The sequence below is a fragment of the Rhizobium rhizogenes NBRC 13257 genome (assembly GCF_000696095.1).
Classification (GTDB): Bacteria; Pseudomonadota; Alphaproteobacteria; order Rhizobiales; family Rhizobiaceae; genus Rhizobium; species Rhizobium rhizogenes.
The window spans coordinates 289,316-306,042 of record NZ_BAYX01000003.1; the positions used below are offsets into that span (position 1 = coordinate 289,316).

Here is a 16,727-nt window from a genome sequence, read left to right on the forward strand (position 1 = left end):
AGAAAAGCCCGGCGCGAGCGATCGCGCCGGGCTTTTTCTTTTGGTATTTCCATTTCCTGACGGCGCTGTCTCATCTTTGCCTACTCGCCTGAGGAGGAGGGACCGAAGCTGCGCGCTGGAACCAGGATCCTGACGGTGCAGCATGGAACAGGCGGCATCCAAAGACGGATCGCCCGCCACCGTCGCAGTCGTGTCGTCACATTTCGAAATAACATTTCCCATAAATTCCACCGGGTAGAAATATTCAGACACAATTTGGGGCTAGCTATCATCCTGTCGTTTCTAAGCAGGAGCCACTGAAACGACACGGTTCACCCCTAGCCGGTGCCGATCGATATCAATTTTGTCGCGGAGCATCATCTTCCATGCCTTTTCCGTATTTCTGGCGGCAAGAACAACTAAAGCATATCGTCGTGACGACCTTTCATGAAAAGGGGTATCGCGACTATGGCAAGAAGTGCATCGAGACATTTCTCAAATATTGGCCCAAGGATATCTCGCTTGTGGTCTATGCCGAGAATGTGCAGGTCGAGGAGAAGGATGAGCGGCTCCAGATTTTCGACCATAATGAGAGCCTGCCGCGCTTGCTCGAATTTCGCAAAGACTTTGGCGAGAACCCGCTGGCCAACGGAGTCCGTCTATCTACGAATAGTTTGGAACGGGACTACCGCTGGGATGCCGTTCGTTTTTCCAACAAGGTCTTCGCCGTCACCGATGCGATCCAGCGATATCGGACCGAGGCGGATCAGCTGATATGGCTCGATGCGGATACGGTTACTCACAGCGAAATTCCGCGTAGCCTGATCGATAGAATTGCCCCGAGGGGCAATCAGCTTGCCGCCTATCTGAACCGTAAAATATATCCGGAATGCGGATGGGTGGGATACAATCTTCGCCACCGCGAAATATTGACCTTCGTCGAGCGCTTCGAAAGCGCCTATTCGTCCGGCTATTTCCTGGCGCTGAAGGAAAGCCACGACAGTTTCGTCTTCTGGAAGATCGTCCAGCAAATGGAGCAGGATAAAGAAGCAAGCTTCAAGTTTCTGGGCTCGAACCGGACCAAGTCCCATGTCTTCATCAACAGCGTCCTTGGAGGTTATATGGATCACCTCAAGGGCGACAGGAAAGCCGCGGGGAAAAGCCGCAAGAGCGATCTCTCCTGGCGCCGGCGCGAGGCGTGGTGGAGCTGATTGGACGCGATAGGTCTCAAGTTTAAACTTGTTTTTCTGCCACGTATCGCATGAGACATCTCGTGGGTAAGGAGTAGCCTACCCACGATCAGATGCCGTGCAACACGATGTCAATTGTCAGACGTAGGCGGCCCGAGCGCCGAAATCCGTATTCTCGTCGAAATTCGTCGTGCCGATGCGATCGCTTTCGCCAGACAGCGGCGATTGCGCGTTGCTCTGCGACGAACTGGAACCGGAGGCTGTGCTCGCCTTCGCGGTTTGACCGGCGGCGCTCGACTGGCTGCTGGAGGATTTCTGCAGCTTGGCCAGTTTGGCCTCAAGGGTGGTCAGTTCCTTTTGAAGCGTGGCTGCTTCGTCCGGGTCTTTCGTGCTGGCGAGCTCCGCCTTCTTTGCCGCGATTTCCACCTGTATTTTCGTAGCGTCGTCTGCGGTAGACGAGCTCGATGATGTGGTGGACGATGTGCCAAACAAGGATGAGGCCGTGGAGGAGGATATTGCGGTAACCATTTTGATGTTGCCCATTGCTGTGTCGTGCGGATGTACAATTGTGGCAGCGGCTGGATTAAGCGGCCGTAAATGGCCTTTTGCGTACAACCCGGTGCCAATGGTAGAATAACGGCGTCGCAATCCGGAAATTCGGGCGGCTTTATTGTGATTTAAGGCGATAAAAGTCTATGAAATCATGATGATAAGATTTCTGGCGACGAAGCGCGCAATATCTCCCTTGGGGGAAACGGCCCGCTCCTGGAAATGTCGCGATAAGAAATTCCTTGATAATACCTTTGTTCAGCAATGTTCGGAAATGTCTGCGACAGGATCTGGTGCCGATTTGCTGCGGAGGATTGCTATATCCGCGCTACCGCCGACGTTTCGCCGGCAACACCCGCCGCCTGTCTGAGGGAAGCCGCGGGTGTCGTTGGCTATTGGTCCGTCCCTGACGGGACGGTCCGGATATCAGCTGCGCAAGGCTTTCATAAGCCGCCTGCGCTCGCGGTGCTGCGCAAGAGTTTGCAGAGACTGACAAGACCGGCATCGAAATTGCCCGAAGCCGTCACCTGACGACAGGCTATGAGCATGCGCCTCTGCTCGGCGTTGGACATGGTGCGGAACGCTGCAAGCGTGCTTCTGCTCGCTCCGATACCCTGGCCACTGCCCGATCCGGAGCCACCAAGGCCGCCGTTTCCGCTGCCAACGCTGCCAATGCCGCCGGAACCACCGGATCCGCCAGACCCTCCAGAGGATCCACCTGACCCACCCGAGCCGCCGGAACCACCTGTTCCGCCGCCTCCGGTCCCGCCGCCACCGCTGCCGGAGCCGCCGCCGATACCAACGCCGACACCCACACTCGCGCCGCCACCGCCGAGCGATACGCCGGCGCCGGCATTGACCCCGCCGGAACCTCCGACAGATGCGCCTACACCGGCATTGACGCCACTGGTGGTATTTGCAGACGCGCCGAGACCGGCGTTAACCCCGTTGGCGCCGCCAACCGATACTCCCGCTCCGGCATTGACGCCGCGGCTGGTCGATGCAGACGCGCCGACGCCGGCATTCACGCCATTGGTGCCGCCGATGGATGCGCCCGCACCGGTGTTGAGGCCGGTTGAATTCAAGCCAAGACCTGCTCCCGCCTTGATGCCGCCGACGGAAACGCCAAGGCCTACGCCGAGCCCGCGTCCGCTTGTGGATTGGCCTCCGCCATGATCTGTACCGCCACCGGGCTCTGCATAGGCCGTCGAGGCCAATAGTAACAATGCGGATGCGGCGACCGCTATCCGTGAAGATTGTATTCTCATGACTTGTCTCCGTTTCAGTTCAGGCCAGCAAAGCGGGCCAGTTTCTGATGCCGGAGCGCGCGCACCGTAGAGTTGGAATGAACGGACGAATTTTAGAGCCTTTCCTCCCAAGACTACACATTAGGATAGTCTTATTTTTTAACTCGGCAATAAAAATTTCACGGATGGCTTGTAGAGTACAAGCGATGCTGGCAATAGGCTGGGCGATTTTGAATATTGTAGTCGGCAACAATCTGCCGGCCGCAAATATGGTCGGTGTTTCTTTAGTTAAAAATAGTATTAATTAAACTTGAAGACCGCTCTATGTATTCTTGCTGATCGATAATCGCTCTATCAAAGGTAAACAACGTTCTGCGCCACAGACCGGTCATCTGTGTCAAGAACATCGACGAGACGGCACAGCTTTATGAGAACCAATCATGCCTTGCCCCTGCCGAAGACGCTGATCTTCGGCAGCCCGGACCCTGTCCGATCCCGACGCGGAAGCATTGCCGCGAGACGGGGTAAACATAGAGATCGTGCCGGATGCGGGCCGTTCCATGGCATGGGATAACCCCGCAGGCCTAGCGAATGCGATAGGCCGGACGGTCACTTGAGGTTCGCGCGGAGACTGGGAAGAGGCGCTGAACTAATGTCCGAATGCCGGCGCAAATTGCAGCGCTCCGCTCGGGATAGGGCCTCGAAGAACGAACCTCTGAACGTATTTCGTATCCAGGTCCTGATAGGTCAATCGCCCATCACTTTCGAAGCCCGCGTGCCTGTAGACATTCGGATTGCCGATGAGGGCGCATCCACTTGCGCCCATTCCATCCAGAAGCTCCAGCCCCTTGGCGATGAGCGCTTTGCCGATACCTTGGCGCTGTCTTTCAGGCGCGACCGATATCGGGCCGAGCCCGAACCAGCCATTGTCCACGCCATCGATCTTCACCCGCGAAAACGCGACGTGCCCCAAAATCTTGCCATCCTCCTCGGCGACCAGCGAGATCGCCAAGTCACCGGATGCGCGCAGCGTCCGGAGAATGTCCACCTCGGTATCGTCGCTGAAGGGCATCGGCTTGAAAGCGGTCCATGTCAGATCATGGATCGCATCCACATCTTCAGGCGTTTCGTGTCGGATAAGCATCTGTGTCAATCCTAAGCGCGCTCCGCCCAGATTTTCGAAAGTTCGACGATCGTCTTGACAGCCTTTTCCATGTCCTGGCTGCTGACCCATTCGAGCGGCGAATGGAAGGCGTGGCCGCCGGCGAAGATGTTGGCGCAGGGCAGGCCCATGAAGGACAGACGCGAGCCGTCGGTGCCGCCGCGAATACTGCCGCGCACGGGCGTCATGCCGGCACGCCGGACGGCTTCCATGGCATAATCGACGATCTCTGGATGCTGGTCGAGGATGGTCTTCATGTTGCGGTATTGCTGCTTGACCTTGAAGGTGTAGGTGGAGCCGGGATAGCCGGCCATCACATCCTTGACGATCGCCTCGAGCACGACTTCCTTGGTCGTCAGCCCCTCATCGTTGAAGTCGCGGATGATGAAGCCGAGGGATGCCTTTTCCATCGAGCCGGTCACGCCGGTCGGATGAACGAAACCGTCCCGGCCCGCCGTGGTTTCCGGCGCCGTATCCTTGGGCAGGCGGTCGATGATGGCGCCGGCGATCTTGATGGCGTTTTCCATCTTGTCCTTGGCGAAACCGGGATGGATGGCCACGCCCTGGATGGAAATCTCGACGCCATCGGCCGAGAAGGTCTCGTCCTCGACATGGCCGGCTGTTTCGCCATCCATGGTGTAGGCGAACGCAGCGCCGAGTTTTGCCAAATCCACCTTGTCGACCCCGCGACCGATTTCCTCGTCGGTGGTGAATAGGAGCTTGATGGTTCCATGCTTGATGTCGGGATTGTCGAGGAGGAACTGCGCCGCCGTCACGATCTCGGCCAACCCCGCCTTGTCGTCGGCGCCGAGCAGCGTCGTGCCGTCGGAGGTGATGATGTCGTTGCCGATCTGGTTGCCGAGCTCCGGATTGTCGCTGACGCGGATGATCTGCTGCGGATCGCCCGGAAGCTGGATGTCGCCGCCGTTATAGTTGCGCACGATCTGCGGCTTCACGTTCGTTCCCGTGAAGTCGGGTGCGGTGTCCATGTGCGAGCAAAAGCAGATGACCGGGACAGGCTTGTCGACGTTGGATGGAATGGTCGCATAGACATAGCCGTGCTCGTCGAGATGCGCGTCAGCGAGACCGATCGCCAGCAAATCCTCCACCAGGACACGGCCGAGGTTCTTCTGCTTCTCAGTGGAAGGCTGCGTCGATGAAGTGGGGTCGGATTGGGTGTCGATAACGACATAACGAAGGAAGCGATCGGTGACAGTGTCGGTCATGAATTCGGTCCAATCTGTGTGCGCCAGCCATGGACAGCTATAGCCTTCGGCGGTGGCGGGGTGAATCCATTTTTGCGTTATCGCTGCATTTTGTTGGTGCGGCGCCATGCGGTCAAAACAGAGCGATGCTCCCGTATTCGTCATGGACATATCTCTCCGACCGGACCCGGTCTTTGATCAAATGTGGCCGGTTCGCGGCGCGTTGTAACATCTCTCAACATAACGAGACCCAACACAATAATTGGATCTGGCATGTATTTCCTCGCGTCGGGTTCGATGGCCGCGCCGCAAATCATGGATGCCGCGATCGAACGCCGGCGACAACTTCGGTACCTCCAGCGAGGGATAGCCAATTGCTTCTGACAGCCCTTCATAGTCGCTCACGGATCGAGCCTCTTCTGCAGTCTGAAGCTGCGGAATGCGGACTTGCCTGCTTGGCGATGGTGGCGGGCTATCACGGCCATCGCGTGACGCTGTCGGAGCTTCGGCGACGCCACGCGGTGTCTTCGAAGGGCACGACGCTGAAGAGCCTCATCTCGGTTGCCGACGATCTCGGCTTTACCAGCCGGCCCCTGAAGCTGGAGATGGAGGACATCGGCAAGCTGAAGATGCCCTGCATTCTGCACTGGGACATGTCGCATTATGTTGTGCTGAGCCGGGTAACGCCAAGCCGGATCGAGGTTCATGACCCGGCGAGCGGCCAGCGGCGACTGTCCCATGCGGAAGCATCCAGGCATTTTACCGGCGTGGCGCTGGAACTGACGCCGGCCGCCACCTTCCGCAAGCGCAAGGTGGTCGAGCGGGTGCGCTTGGCTGATCTGTGGTCGAGGAGCGCCGGCTTCATTCCGAGCCTGCTGCAGATCCTGGCCCTCTCCGCCCTGCTGCAATTCTTTGCCCTGCTGTCGCCGCTCGTTAACCAGATGATCGTCGACGAGGCGATATCCAAGGGCGATCTCAGCCTTTTGAACGTGATCGTTATCGGCGCCGGATTATTGCTGCTGATCCAGAGTGCGACGACGCTGTTGCGCGGTTACGTGCAGATGCATTTCAACACCCTTTTGACCTTCCAGATGCGCGGAAACCTGTTGCGTCATGCACTGCGTCTGCCGGTGCCGTGGTTCGAGAAGCGGCGTCTCGGCGATATCCTGTCCCGTTTCAACTCCCTGCAGCCGGTGCAGGACCTTCTGACAGGCGGCCTCGTCTCTGGCGCTCTGGACGGGCTCATGGCCATCGTCACCCTGGCGGTGATGCTGATCTATGCACCTTATCTGGCAAGCGTGGTGCTGGTATCGCTGGCGCTTGTCGTGTGTGTCCGATTGGGCACCTTCCCCTGGCTGCGGAGCCTGACCAATGAGGGCATCCAATATCAGGCCAAGGTGGATGGCGTTTTTCTCGAAACCATCCGGGGTGCGAGAGCCTTCAAGCTGTTCGGCCGGGAGCTGGAGCGCCACGGTGTCTGGCAGAACGCCTATGCCGACAGCATTAACAACAATGTGCGCCTCCAGAAAGTCAGCCTCAAAGGAACGGCCGGCCTCTCCTTCCTGACGGGAGCGGAGATGCTGCTGGTGTTCTATCTGGGCGCTGGCGCCATCATCCGCGGAGAGATGACGCTTGGCATGCTGCTGGCGTTCCTGTCCTATCGCAGCCAATTCAGCACTGCGGCCCTGTCGCTCGTCGATCAATATTTCAAGTTCCGCATGACGGGCCTGCATCTGGAGCGCCTGGCCGATGCCGTGCACCAGGATCCCGAGCCGGACCTGGACGCCGAGGCGCGCAAGGATCGTCCGCTCGCCGGTGCGCTCGACGTTCGCAATCTTTCCTTCCGCTATGCCGAGCGCGAAGCCTGGGTGCTGAAGGATGTGTCCTTGAGCATCGAGCCGGGGCAATCCGTGGTGTTTGTCGGGCCTTCGGGTGGTGGCAAATCCACGCTTCTGAAGCTGCTGATGGGCCTCTATCCGCCGAGTGAAGGTGAAGTGCTTGTCGACGGTCTGCCGTTTAGCGCCCTGGGGATGCGGGCTTACCGCGCGCGGATCGGCGTGGTGATGCAGGACGATCAACTTTTCGCCGGCACGATCGCCGACAATATCGCCTTCTTCGATCCTGATATGGATCTTGCGCGGGTCGAAGCAGTTGCCGGGCTTGTCGGCCTTCACGACGAAATCCTGCGCATGCCGATGGGCTACATGACCCTGGTCGGCGATCTCGGATCGACCCTGTCGGGCGGTCAGCAACAGCGCGCGCTGCTGGCGCGGGCGCTCTACCGAAACCCCTCCATATTGTTCCTCGACGAGGGGACGGCCAATCTCGACGTTCTTGCCGAACGCCGCGTCATGCAGGCGCTGAGCAGGCTCGGCATTACCCAGGTGATGGTGGCTCATCGCCCCGGAGCCATTGAGGGTGCGGCACGCGTCTTCGCCGTGGAGAACGGGCATGTGCGCGAGCTGATGCGCGATGTGCCGGCACAGCCTTTGCAGGTGGTGCCATGAGCGAGACATTGTTCCGCACGCAAGCCATAGAACACCGCCGCCGGCTCCGTGGCGAGGTGATGATCGCGCAGCCGGTGAGCCATGGGGTGATGACGGCGATCCTCGGCGTCTTCGTGGTCGTCGGTGCGACCTATCTCATGACCGGCACCTATGCCCGCAAGGAGACCGTGCAGGGCTACATCGCCCCGACCGGCGGACTGGCGCAGCTCTACGCCACCAAGGGCGGTATCGTGACGCGGGTGCTCGTCCACGAAGGGGACGTGGTCACCCAGGGCCAGCCGATGGTCGAGCTATCGCTGGAAACAACCGGTGCCGACGGCCAGGTCGGTGAGAAGCTGCGCTCAGAGACGCAAGCCCGTATGCAGTCGATCGACACCCAGATCACGGCGGCGAAAGCCCGCTTCGACGAAGAGGGGCGGCGTCTGTCGGCGCGCGTCGAAGGGCTCGGCGGCGAATTGGCGAGCCAGGAACAGCGCCTGGAATCGGAACGCCGCCTGCAAGCCCTGCAAACCGACGATGCCGGCCGCTATGCGCAGCTTCAGATCAAGGGCAGCGGCACGCGCTTCGAGCTGTCGCGCCGCCAGCAGCAGATCCTTGCCCAGGAAAGCGTCATCCACGAGCTGGAGCGGCAGAAGGAGCAGCGGCAGGGCGATCTCAACGATGCCCGGTCGCAACTGGCAGGCCTGCCTGCCGAGCGCGATGACAAGCTGGCGCAACTGCAAGGTCTTCGTAGCGAGTTGGAGCAGTCCCTGGCGCAATTGCAGGTCAACCGCGCCTACGTCATGGTCGCGCCGGTAGCCGGTCGGGTCGCGGCACTTCAGGCGCAGCCGGGGCAGACGGCCGTGGCACAGTCGCCGCTTGCGGCCCTGGTGCCGGCCGGCAGCAATCTCGAGGCCAACCTTTTGGTGCCGCCGCGCGCCGCGGGCCTGATCCAGCCGGGGCAGGAAGTGCGGCTCCGGGTCGACGCCTTCCCGTATCAGCGCTTCGGCGTGGTGTCGGGCCATGTCGTGCAGGTATCCCGCGCCACCTATCGTGAGGGTGAGCTTCTGGCTCCCATCGCATTCAAAGATCCCGTCTACCGCGTAACCGTCAGTCTGGAGCGCACCAGCATCGCCGCCTACGGCGAAGAGCGCCCGCTGACCCCCGGTATGACCCTCATCGGCGATGTCATAACGGATCGCCGGCACTTCACCGACTGGGTACTGGACCCCTTAAAGGCCATAGGCAGCCGGTGACAACAAGAGGAGGGGAGGACCATCCCGGTCAACCTCTCAAACCTAACCCAATAGGAGACTAACATGAGCAACATCACTGAAATCAATGCCGACATGCTCGATCTCGTCAGCGGCGGCGCTTCCACGGTCGCTTCGACGGTCACCATTGGCGCCGACGGCGCCGTCAGCGGCAGCTACACCTTCGGCAGCCGCTCGGGCACCTTCTCGGCAACGCTGCCGGCAGAAGTCGTGCAGAAGGCTGGGACGTTCTCCTTCAGCAACGCCTCCGGCTCGTTCAGCTTTGACAGCTCGTTCGCCGCTTAATCCGGCTTAGTCGGATGAATTCCGGCAGCTGGTTTCCAGCTGCCGGTCTTTTATTTCAAAGGTCGCCAATCTTGCGACTGGAGCGACCATTTGCTGTTTGTTCGCAAACCTCAGCGCGCGTTATATTTTGCGTCGACTTCGTCGATGGCCTTCACATTGCCGGCCGAGCGGCCGTTCGTATCGAAGGTCTGCGCTAGGAAAGCGTCGGCAATCGCCTTGGCAAGTTCGGTGCCGATGACGCGGGCGCCCATGGTGATGATCTGCGCATTGTTGGAGAGCGCGGCGCGCTCCGCCGAATAGGTGTCGTGGGTCAGCGCCGCGCGAATGCCCGGCACCTTGTTGGCCGAGATGCTGACGCCGATGCCGGTGCCGCAGACGAGGATGGCCTTGTCGTAGGTGCCGTCGATGACGCCCGAGGCGACACGGTCGGCAAGGTTTGCATAGAATGCGTCCGGGCCGGCGTCCGTGCGCGAAACTTCGCTCACGTCGTAACGGTCCTTCAGATGATCGGCGAGAACCTTTGCAAGGCCTTCGCCTGCGCTGTCTCCTGCGATGGCAAGTTTCATTTCGTGTCTCCTCTAAGTTTGGCGGCGCATTTGGCGAGAATGTCGAGGTAACCTTCGACATTCCAGGCCGAACGGCCGATGAAAAGCCCGTCGATATGCGGGCATGAGATGAGTTCTTCGCAATTGTCGGGATTGACCGATCCGCCGTAGAGGCACGGAATCCGGCGGCCAAGCACCTTCTCGGCGACGGCAATGATCTCGGCCTGGCGAGCATCGGCATAGGAGGGCTCGGCGGGAATGCCCTTCTCGCCGATGGCCCAAACAGGTTCGTAGGCGAGCAGTATTTGAGCTTGTTTCTGGGAGCCGGAGAGTTTGGAGAGCGCGCCGACAACCTGTTCGCTCAGGATTTCCGCAGCGCGGCCGCTTTCCCGGTCGCTCAACGTCTCGCCGATGCAGATGAGTGGGATCAGGCCATGGCGGACGGCCGCCTCGGTCTTCAGGCCGACGGTCTCATTGGTCTCGCCGAAATGTTCGCGGCGCTCGGAGTGGCCAAGCTCGACGATATCGAGATTGCAATCCCTCAGCATCAGAGGAGAGACTTCGCCTGTCCATGCACCCTGATCGGCCCAATGCATGTTTTGCGCGCCAACTTTGACCGAGGTGTCCGACAGGATCGACTTGACCTCGCGGACAGCGGTGAATGGCGGGATGATGAAGCGCTGGATCGCGGGGTCGCGCAGGGCATCCGCGTCCCGCAACGCCTCGGCGAAGCCGCGGGCTTCCGCCAGCGTCTTGTTCATTTTCCAGCTGGTGCCAATCCAGTAGCGCGGTGATGCTGTCATTTCAGATCCTAGGTCGAGGCAATGGTGAGAGTGATGCCGTCACGGCTCAATTGTTCGAGAATGGCGGCGTCGGGGGCACGATCGGTGATGACCGCGTCGAAATCTGAGAGATCAGCCATCACATGCAGGGCGGTGTGGCCGATGCGCTGGTGACTGACCAGCAGGCAGGTCTTGGCCGCAGAGGCAATCATCGCCCGTTTCGTTCGCACGATGTTGTCGTCCATATGATAGACGAGCCCGCCGGACACGGCCGGCGTCGAGACGAAGGCGATATCGGCGCGCAGGCGAAACAGCGCCTCTTCTGTCACCACGCCTAGGAAGGCATTGAACTTGGCGGAATAGATGCCACCGAGCGCGATGAGGGTAATGCCGCTTTCGTTCTTCAGCCGGTCGATGATCGCAGCATTGTTGGTGATCAGCGTCAGGGGCCGCTTCTGGAGCAGCATTTCTCCGAGGACGGCCGCCATCGAGCCGTCGTTGACCATGACCGTCATGCCGGGCTCGACAAGTTCGAGCGCGGCGCGCGCCATGGCGAGCTTTTCCTCATGCCCCTGGCGCTCGCGGAAACGGAAATCGCTTTCGAACTGCGTGCCGGCGTCGATCGTCGCCCCGCCGCGAACCTTGCGCAGGACGCCGGCCTGTTCGAGATCGTCCAGATCGCGGTGAATGGTCATCTTCGACACGACGAAACGATCGGCCAGGTCGTCGAGGTCGACGGTCTTGTGCTCCACCAGCAGGTTGATGATCGATTGTTGACGCTCTTCCCGTTTCACCTTGCGCTCCGGTCTTGGGCAGGATTGAACGTATCAAACATAACATTAATATCACATAATTCAACATAAAGATTGTTATGTTGAGATGAATTTATGTTTCTTGATTGTGGTGAGTTCAGCTCTTCAGCAGTGCCTGCGCCGTGTGCTCGTCAGTGATCAACCCATAAAGACAGTGGCTGTTGAGGACCGCGCGGATGGCGTCCACTTTCGGCAGGCCGCCGGACAGGGCGACGAGCTTTTCCTTCTTCGATCGAGGTAAAGAGGCGGAAAGAGTTCTGGCTGACAGCATCGTTTCCAGGATGCGTCCGTCGGCATCGAAGAAATGCCCGAGGATTTCGCCGATCCCACCCATGGCGGCGATCTCCTTGATCTCGCGCGGCTCCACCATGCCCGACAGGACGAGTTGGGCGTCGATATCGACGGTACCGAGACCGACAAGCTTGAGTTCGGCATTGTTGGCGAGGTCGAAGACTTCCTTCACGCCACGCTGCGCCAGTAGCACGTCGCGGTCCTCCCTTGTGTTGGCGAAGAACGGCACCGGCATCACATAGGCCTGCGTCCCTGTCTTTTCTGCGATGCGATGCATCACGTCATAAGGGTTGGCCGCATAATTCCGTGTCAGTCCGCCGAGCAGCGAGACGAAGCGCACCCCCTTGGCATTGACGCGCGACATGTGATGAACGGCGGAAGACAGCGTTCGACCGTGCCCCAAACCGATAATCTTGTGCTTGCCGCTTTCGACTTCCCGACGCAGGAAGCTGGCGCCGGCTTGTCCCAGGGCGCGAAACTCGAAACCCTCTTCGCCGAGATCGGGAGCGACCTCGCAATATTGCAGGCCGAATCTTGCTGCGAGCTTTGTTTCGAGCTCGACGCATTCGACGATATCGCCATCGATGGTGACCTTGACGACGCCGTCGGCAACGGCCCTTGCGATCAGACGATGTGCCTTCACCGAGGGTACGCCCAGGCGCTTGGCGACTTCGGACTGGGTAAGGCCGCCAGCATAGTGTAGCCAGGCTGCGCGCACCGCAAGCGACTCGTCGGCATCCGTCATCGATCGTCCCTTTTCCATTCGCTCATGCATCTACCGCAAGACAGCTTGATCGACGCTTGCGGCTAGATATGCAAGTCGTCAATGCCGGTGTCGATATGCGGTGCCCAGAAAGCGATGCTCTCGGCAATCTGCGAGATGACCTGACGGTCGTTGGGCTCACGCTCCTTGAAGGACAGTTCGAGGCAGATTTCATTGTCCTGTGCGCCGCCTTCGGCAAAGGCTGCGAGCAGGGGAGCAGGCTGGATGCGGCCCTTGGCGTTGAACTCCGCCGTGAACGGCCGGTGACCTCCCTTGTCCATCAGGCTCTGCTTGATGTGAATGATCGGGGAAATCTTCGGAACCGCGCGCGCCCAGGCATAGGGGTCGTAGTCATCGGGATTGGTCGAGGTGACGTCGCCATGATCGATATCCGCCATCATCCACATCGGCACGGCGAGATTGGCAGCCGTCAGGCGGGATTGCAGCTTCAGGCAGGCGTCGATGGTCTCGCCGAATTCGCGCCCGATGCTCATAGGCTCCCAGAAGACGTAGGAAAGACCCGCCGACTTGGCATGCTCGGCCACCTCAGCCCAGCAATCGATGGCGATCTTGATCAGTTCCTCGCGCCGGGCCGGATCGTCATAGTCCTTGTAGGTGAAGATCGCGAATTGCGTGCCGACCGAATGGCCGCCGAGATCGGCGGTGATGTCGGCGAAGGTCTTGAACCAGTCGACATAATAGCGCCGGACGTCGGCATCTGGATGGCCGAAATGGTTCAGGCGGCCGTAAGGCCCGGTCATGCCGGATGTCACGCGAACGCCGGTGCGCCGAAGGGCTGCCTGCATCGTCCGGGTGAGGCGACGGATGACGGGCGCCTGCCAGCTCGGATTGATGAACTCGTGCGTCAGCTGGAGATCGCGGATATTGAGGTCCCGCGCCACCATTTCGATCAGGTCGTCGGGATCGGCGAAGCGGTTCACCAGCGGATTGGTGTTGAGGGAAAGCGTCAACGGCATAGAGGTCTGCTCCTTGAAGGGCGGATGGTTCAGGCGGCGAGCGCCAGTTCGCTCTCGAACCAGGCCGAGAAATTCGCTTTTTCCTGCGCCGTCATATGCAGTCCTTCCTTGGTGCGCCGCATGAGAACGTCCTCCGCCGACTGCGCCCATTCGGAAGCTGCGAGATAGCGGGCCTCGGCCTCATAGAGATTGCCGCCGAAATGACGCCCGAGGTCGGCAAGCGATGTGGCGTCGCCAACGACCAATTTGGTTCGCGCACCGTAAAGGTGGCCGTAATGGTTCACGAGCTGGCGCGGCATCCACGGATAGGCGCTGCGCAGGTTGTCGGAAAAGGCGATGTAGTCGGCATTCGCAATATCGCCGCCCGGCAGCGCCGCCGCGCGCGTCCAGTCGCCGCCCATCTTCGGGAAGAACTTGGCGAGCTTCTGCAAGGCGTGTTCGGAAAGCTTGCGGAAGGTGGTGATCTTGCCGCCGAAGACGTTGAGGAGGGGCGCACCAGCGGTCTCGTCGAGATCGAAGACATAGTCGCGAGTGACCGCCGAGGGATTGCCCTGGCCGTCATCGAACAGCGGGCGAACGCCGGAGAAGCTTTCGATCACGTCGGAGCGGCGCAGCTTCTCCTTGAAGTAGCGGTTCACGGCGGAAATCAGATAGTCGATTTCCTGCTCGTCGGCCTTCACCTCTTCCGGCTTGCCGTCATAGGGAATGTCGGTCGTGCCGATCAGGGCCATATCGCCCTCATAGGGATTGATGAAGATGACACGCTTGTCGTGGTTCTGGACCAGATAGGCCTGCTGCCCGCTCCAGAATTTCGGAACGATGATGTGGCTGCCCTTGACGAGCCTGACATTGCGGCGGCTGTTGGAGCCGGCAACGCGGCCGATGATGTCGTTGACCCATGGGCCAGCGGCATTCACCAGCACCCGCGCCCGCACGGTGCGCAGCTCGCCGGACCGCTGATCGCGCATCTGGACGACCCAACAGCCCTCTTCGCGTCGTGCGCTGACGCAGGCCGTGCGTGTCAGGATCTGCGCACCCTTGCCGGCGGCATCAAGCGCATTGAGCAGGACAAGCCGCGCATCATCGACCCAGCAGTCGGAATATTCGAAGCCCTTGGTATATTGGTCGAGGATGGGTGCGCCTTCCGGATCGCGGCGAAGGTCGAGCGAGCGCGTGCCGGGCAGCCGCTTGCGGCCGCCGAGATGGTCGTAGAGGAAAAGGCCGAGACGAACGAGCCAGGCTGGGCGATCCGTCGGGCTATGCGGCAGAACGAAGCGCATTGGCCAGATGATGTGGCTTGCGGAATTCAGCAGCACTTCGCGCTCGATCAGCGCCTCGCGGACCAGGCGGAATTCGTAATATTCGAGATAGCGCAGGCCGCCATGCACGAGTTTCCCGGAGCGCGACGAGGTTCCCTCGGCCAGATCGCCCTTTTCGCACAGCATGACGGAAAGGCCCCGACCCGCGGCATCGCGCGCGATCCCGGCGCCATTGATGCCGCCGCCGATCACGAAGAGATCCAAGATTTCGGATTCAGTCATTTCATGCTCCTTGGGATGCTTCCTGCATCGTCACGTCATTTGCTTTAACGGGCGCACGCTCGCCGCTCAGGGCGCGACGAGCGTGTCCCAGGCAGGCGCGATCGCCTGCCGAACCTGTACGTAGGCTGAGAACAATCGGTCATAGCGGCGAGCCTGGTCGGCATCCGGTGCCTCGGCGTCGCCGAGCAGCGGCGTCACCCATTCGGCGATGCAGTCGTCCATATTCGAATAGGCGCCGATGGCGACCGCCGCCATCATGGCGACGCCGGCTGCTCCCGCTTCCTCGCGGCGTGAGACTCGGACAGGCGCGTTGACGGCGGCCGACAGGGAGCCGCGCAGCGCACGCGAGCGTGCTGCACCTCCGGTGATCCGCAATTCGGCGGGCATGCTGCCCATGGCGGCGTAACAGTCACGGGTCGCCATGCCGAGCCCCTCGACGACGGCCCGCAGCATGTCCGCAAAGCCGTGCCGCGTTGAAAGGCCGGTAAAGCCGGCGCGTGCATGGGCATTGACGAAGGGGCCGCGCTCTCCCGCCTCGGAAATATAGGGGTGATAGAGCAGCGCCCCCGGCTTGCTCTCGCCAAACCAGGCGTCGATCCGCGAGATGAGATCCGAAGGCGCGACTGGCTTACCCGCCTCCGACATCAGTTCGGCGGCGACCTGCAGGATCCAGTCGATATTGATCGTCGCGCCCATGTTCGTTTGGACCTGCGTGACGATGCCGGGGATGGGCAGGGCGATCACATAGCCCGTTCCCTCGGCATTGAGCTGGACATCGGATACCGGTTTTGCGCGCATGTGCACGCCCGTCGATCCGATGGTCGAGCAAGCCGCGTTTTCGCCACCGCTGCGAACGCCGGCGCCGAGCGCGGTCATCACCATATCGACATAGCCGAGGCAGACAGGCGTGCCGGCCAGTAATCCCGTTGCCATCGCCGCGTCGGGCGATAGCGGGTGGGTGATCTCCGTTCCCTCAATGATCTCGGGCAAAAGGGATCGCCGATGGTTGAGCCCGAGCGTGTCGATGACGACGGGATCATACTGGCGGGTGCGAAAATTGCCGAAGGTGAAGCTTGCTTCCGACGGATCGGTCGCCCGAACGCCGGTGAGGTTGAGATAGAGCCAGTCCTTGCAATGCAGCGCCGTCTCGGCCCGATCGAGGGCCTCCGGCGTGAAGCGATCCATATGGGCAAGCTGCGCGCCTTGCTGGCAGGTGCTGAGGCCAGTGCCCGTTGCCTCGAAGCGTGCACGGCTCTCGGGGTGGCCGCCGAGACGAGTCACGGTCGCAGCGGCGCGGGCGTCGAGCCAAAGCCAGGCATCGCCGACCGGTGCATTGCCGGAGCCGACGAGCCAGGTCCCATCCCCTTGACCCGTCACGGCGATAGCGGCGGTGCGGCCGGCAAGATTTGGCACCTTGTCGCTCAAGCCCCGCAAGGCACTGACGCAATCGGCCCAGGTGCGGCTGAGAGATTGCGTGGCGGAGCCGTCTTCGCCCATCGCATAGTGATTGCGCGCCGATGCCGACGCGATCTGGCGGCCGGGCAGCTCGAAAGCCACGGCTTTCAGGACCGAGGTTCCCGCGTCGATGCCGATGATGATCTTGTCGCTCTTAGACATCGTGGATCAGTCCTGCCGCGAT

Annotated in this window: 15 protein-coding genes; 4 read left to right on the plus strand and 11 right to left on the minus strand. The window is 60.7% G+C overall.

What is annotated here, in order from left to right; genetic code table 11:
• The first annotated feature begins 413 nt into the window (after nucleotides 1-413).
• The gene (locus tag RRH01S_RS08265; protein ID WP_229202666.1) at nucleotides 414-1,190 is read left to right on the plus strand and encodes a hypothetical protein; all 777 of its coding nucleotides are present in this window, start codon (nucleotides 414-416) and stop codon (nucleotides 1,188-1,190) included.
• A gap of 117 nt (nucleotides 1,191-1,307) precedes the next feature.
• Here RRH01S_RS08265 and RRH01S_RS08270 read toward each other — a convergent pair whose 3' ends face one another.
• From RRH01S_RS08270 to pepT, 4 genes are all read right to left on the minus strand, one after another.
• The gene (locus RRH01S_RS08270; protein ID WP_229202667.1) at nucleotides 1,308-1,595 is read right to left on the minus strand and encodes a hypothetical protein; all 288 of its coding nucleotides are present in this window, start codon (nucleotides 1,593-1,595) and stop codon (nucleotides 1,308-1,310) included.
• A 566-nt stretch (nucleotides 1,596-2,161) separates the two neighbouring features.
• Nucleotides 2,162-2,986: a hypothetical protein gene (locus RRH01S_RS08275; RefSeq protein ID WP_037221985.1), complete on the minus strand. Its 825-nt coding sequence runs from the start codon at nucleotides 2,984-2,986 to the stop codon at nucleotides 2,162-2,164.
• A gap of 628 nt (nucleotides 2,987-3,614) precedes the next feature.
• Entirely contained in the window at nucleotides 3,615-4,109 is a 495-nt protein-coding gene (locus RRH01S_RS08280; protein ID WP_042470864.1) for a GNAT family N-acetyltransferase, read from the minus strand.
• A gap of 11 nt (nucleotides 4,110-4,120) precedes the next feature.
• Entirely contained in the window at nucleotides 4,121-5,353 is a 1,233-nt protein-coding gene (pepT, locus tag RRH01S_RS08285; RefSeq protein ID WP_037222095.1) for a peptidase T, read from the minus strand.
• Between the two features lie 353 nt (nucleotides 5,354-5,706).
• On the opposite strand from pepT, the gene RRH01S_RS08290 reads away from it, so the two are divergent.
• From RRH01S_RS08290 to RRH01S_RS08300, 3 genes are all read left to right on the plus strand, one after another.
• The gene (locus tag RRH01S_RS08290) at nucleotides 5,707-7,839 is read left to right on the plus strand and encodes a peptidase domain-containing ABC transporter (protein ID WP_042470867.1); all 2,133 of its coding nucleotides are present in this window, start codon (nucleotides 5,707-5,709) and stop codon (nucleotides 7,837-7,839) included.
• Nucleotides 7,836-9,074: an HlyD family secretion protein gene (locus RRH01S_RS08295; RefSeq protein WP_042470868.1), complete on the plus strand. Its 1,239-nt coding sequence runs from the start codon at nucleotides 7,836-7,838 to the stop codon at nucleotides 9,072-9,074. The genes RRH01S_RS08290 and RRH01S_RS08295 overlap by 4 nt, the downstream gene beginning before the upstream one ends.
• A gap of 63 nt (nucleotides 9,075-9,137) precedes the next feature.
• On the plus strand, nucleotides 9,138-9,377 hold the full coding sequence (locus tag RRH01S_RS08300) for a Blp family class II bacteriocin (protein ID WP_007689312.1): 240 nt from the start codon (nucleotides 9,138-9,140) through the stop codon (nucleotides 9,375-9,377).
• 110 nt (nucleotides 9,378-9,487) lie between these two features.
• Here RRH01S_RS08300 and derI read toward each other — a convergent pair whose 3' ends face one another.
• The 7 genes from derI to RRH01S_RS08335 all read right to left on the minus strand — a co-directional run bounded on the left by derI (nucleotide 9,488) and on the right by RRH01S_RS08335 (nucleotide 16,705).
• Entirely contained in the window at nucleotides 9,488-9,943 is a 456-nt protein-coding gene (gene derI, locus RRH01S_RS08305; protein ID WP_007689314.1) for a D-erythrulose-4-phosphate isomerase, read from the minus strand.
• Nucleotides 9,940-10,725, minus strand: coding sequence for a triose-phosphate isomerase (locus RRH01S_RS08310; protein ID WP_007689316.1), 786 nt, complete (start codon nucleotides 10,723-10,725; stop codon nucleotides 9,940-9,942). The genes derI and RRH01S_RS08310 overlap by 4 nt, the downstream gene beginning before the upstream one ends.
• 8 nt (nucleotides 10,726-10,733) lie before the next feature.
• Nucleotides 10,734-11,498, minus strand: a complete 765-nt coding sequence (locus RRH01S_RS08315) for a DeoR/GlpR family DNA-binding transcription regulator (RefSeq protein ID WP_007689318.1) — start codon at nucleotides 11,496-11,498, stop codon at nucleotides 10,734-10,736.
• Nucleotides 11,499-11,613: 115 nt separating this feature from the next.
• On the minus strand, nucleotides 11,614-12,552 hold the full coding sequence (locus RRH01S_RS08320; protein ID WP_012649303.1) for a sugar-binding transcriptional regulator: 939 nt from the start codon (nucleotides 12,550-12,552) through the stop codon (nucleotides 11,614-11,616).
• Between the two features lie 62 nt (nucleotides 12,553-12,614).
• Nucleotides 12,615-13,547, minus strand: a complete 933-nt coding sequence (locus tag RRH01S_RS08325) for a sugar phosphate isomerase/epimerase family protein (protein ID WP_042470873.1) — start codon at nucleotides 13,545-13,547, stop codon at nucleotides 12,615-12,617.
• A 29-nt stretch (nucleotides 13,548-13,576) separates the two neighbouring features.
• Entirely contained in the window at nucleotides 13,577-15,088 is a 1,512-nt protein-coding gene (locus tag RRH01S_RS08330) for a glycerol-3-phosphate dehydrogenase (RefSeq protein WP_034522383.1), read from the minus strand.
• Nucleotides 15,089-15,154: 66 nt separating this feature from the next.
• Nucleotides 15,155-16,705, minus strand: coding sequence for an FGGY-family carbohydrate kinase (locus RRH01S_RS08335; protein WP_042470877.1), 1,551 nt, complete (start codon nucleotides 16,703-16,705; stop codon nucleotides 15,155-15,157).
• Nucleotides 16,706-16,727: the final 22 nt, after the last annotated feature.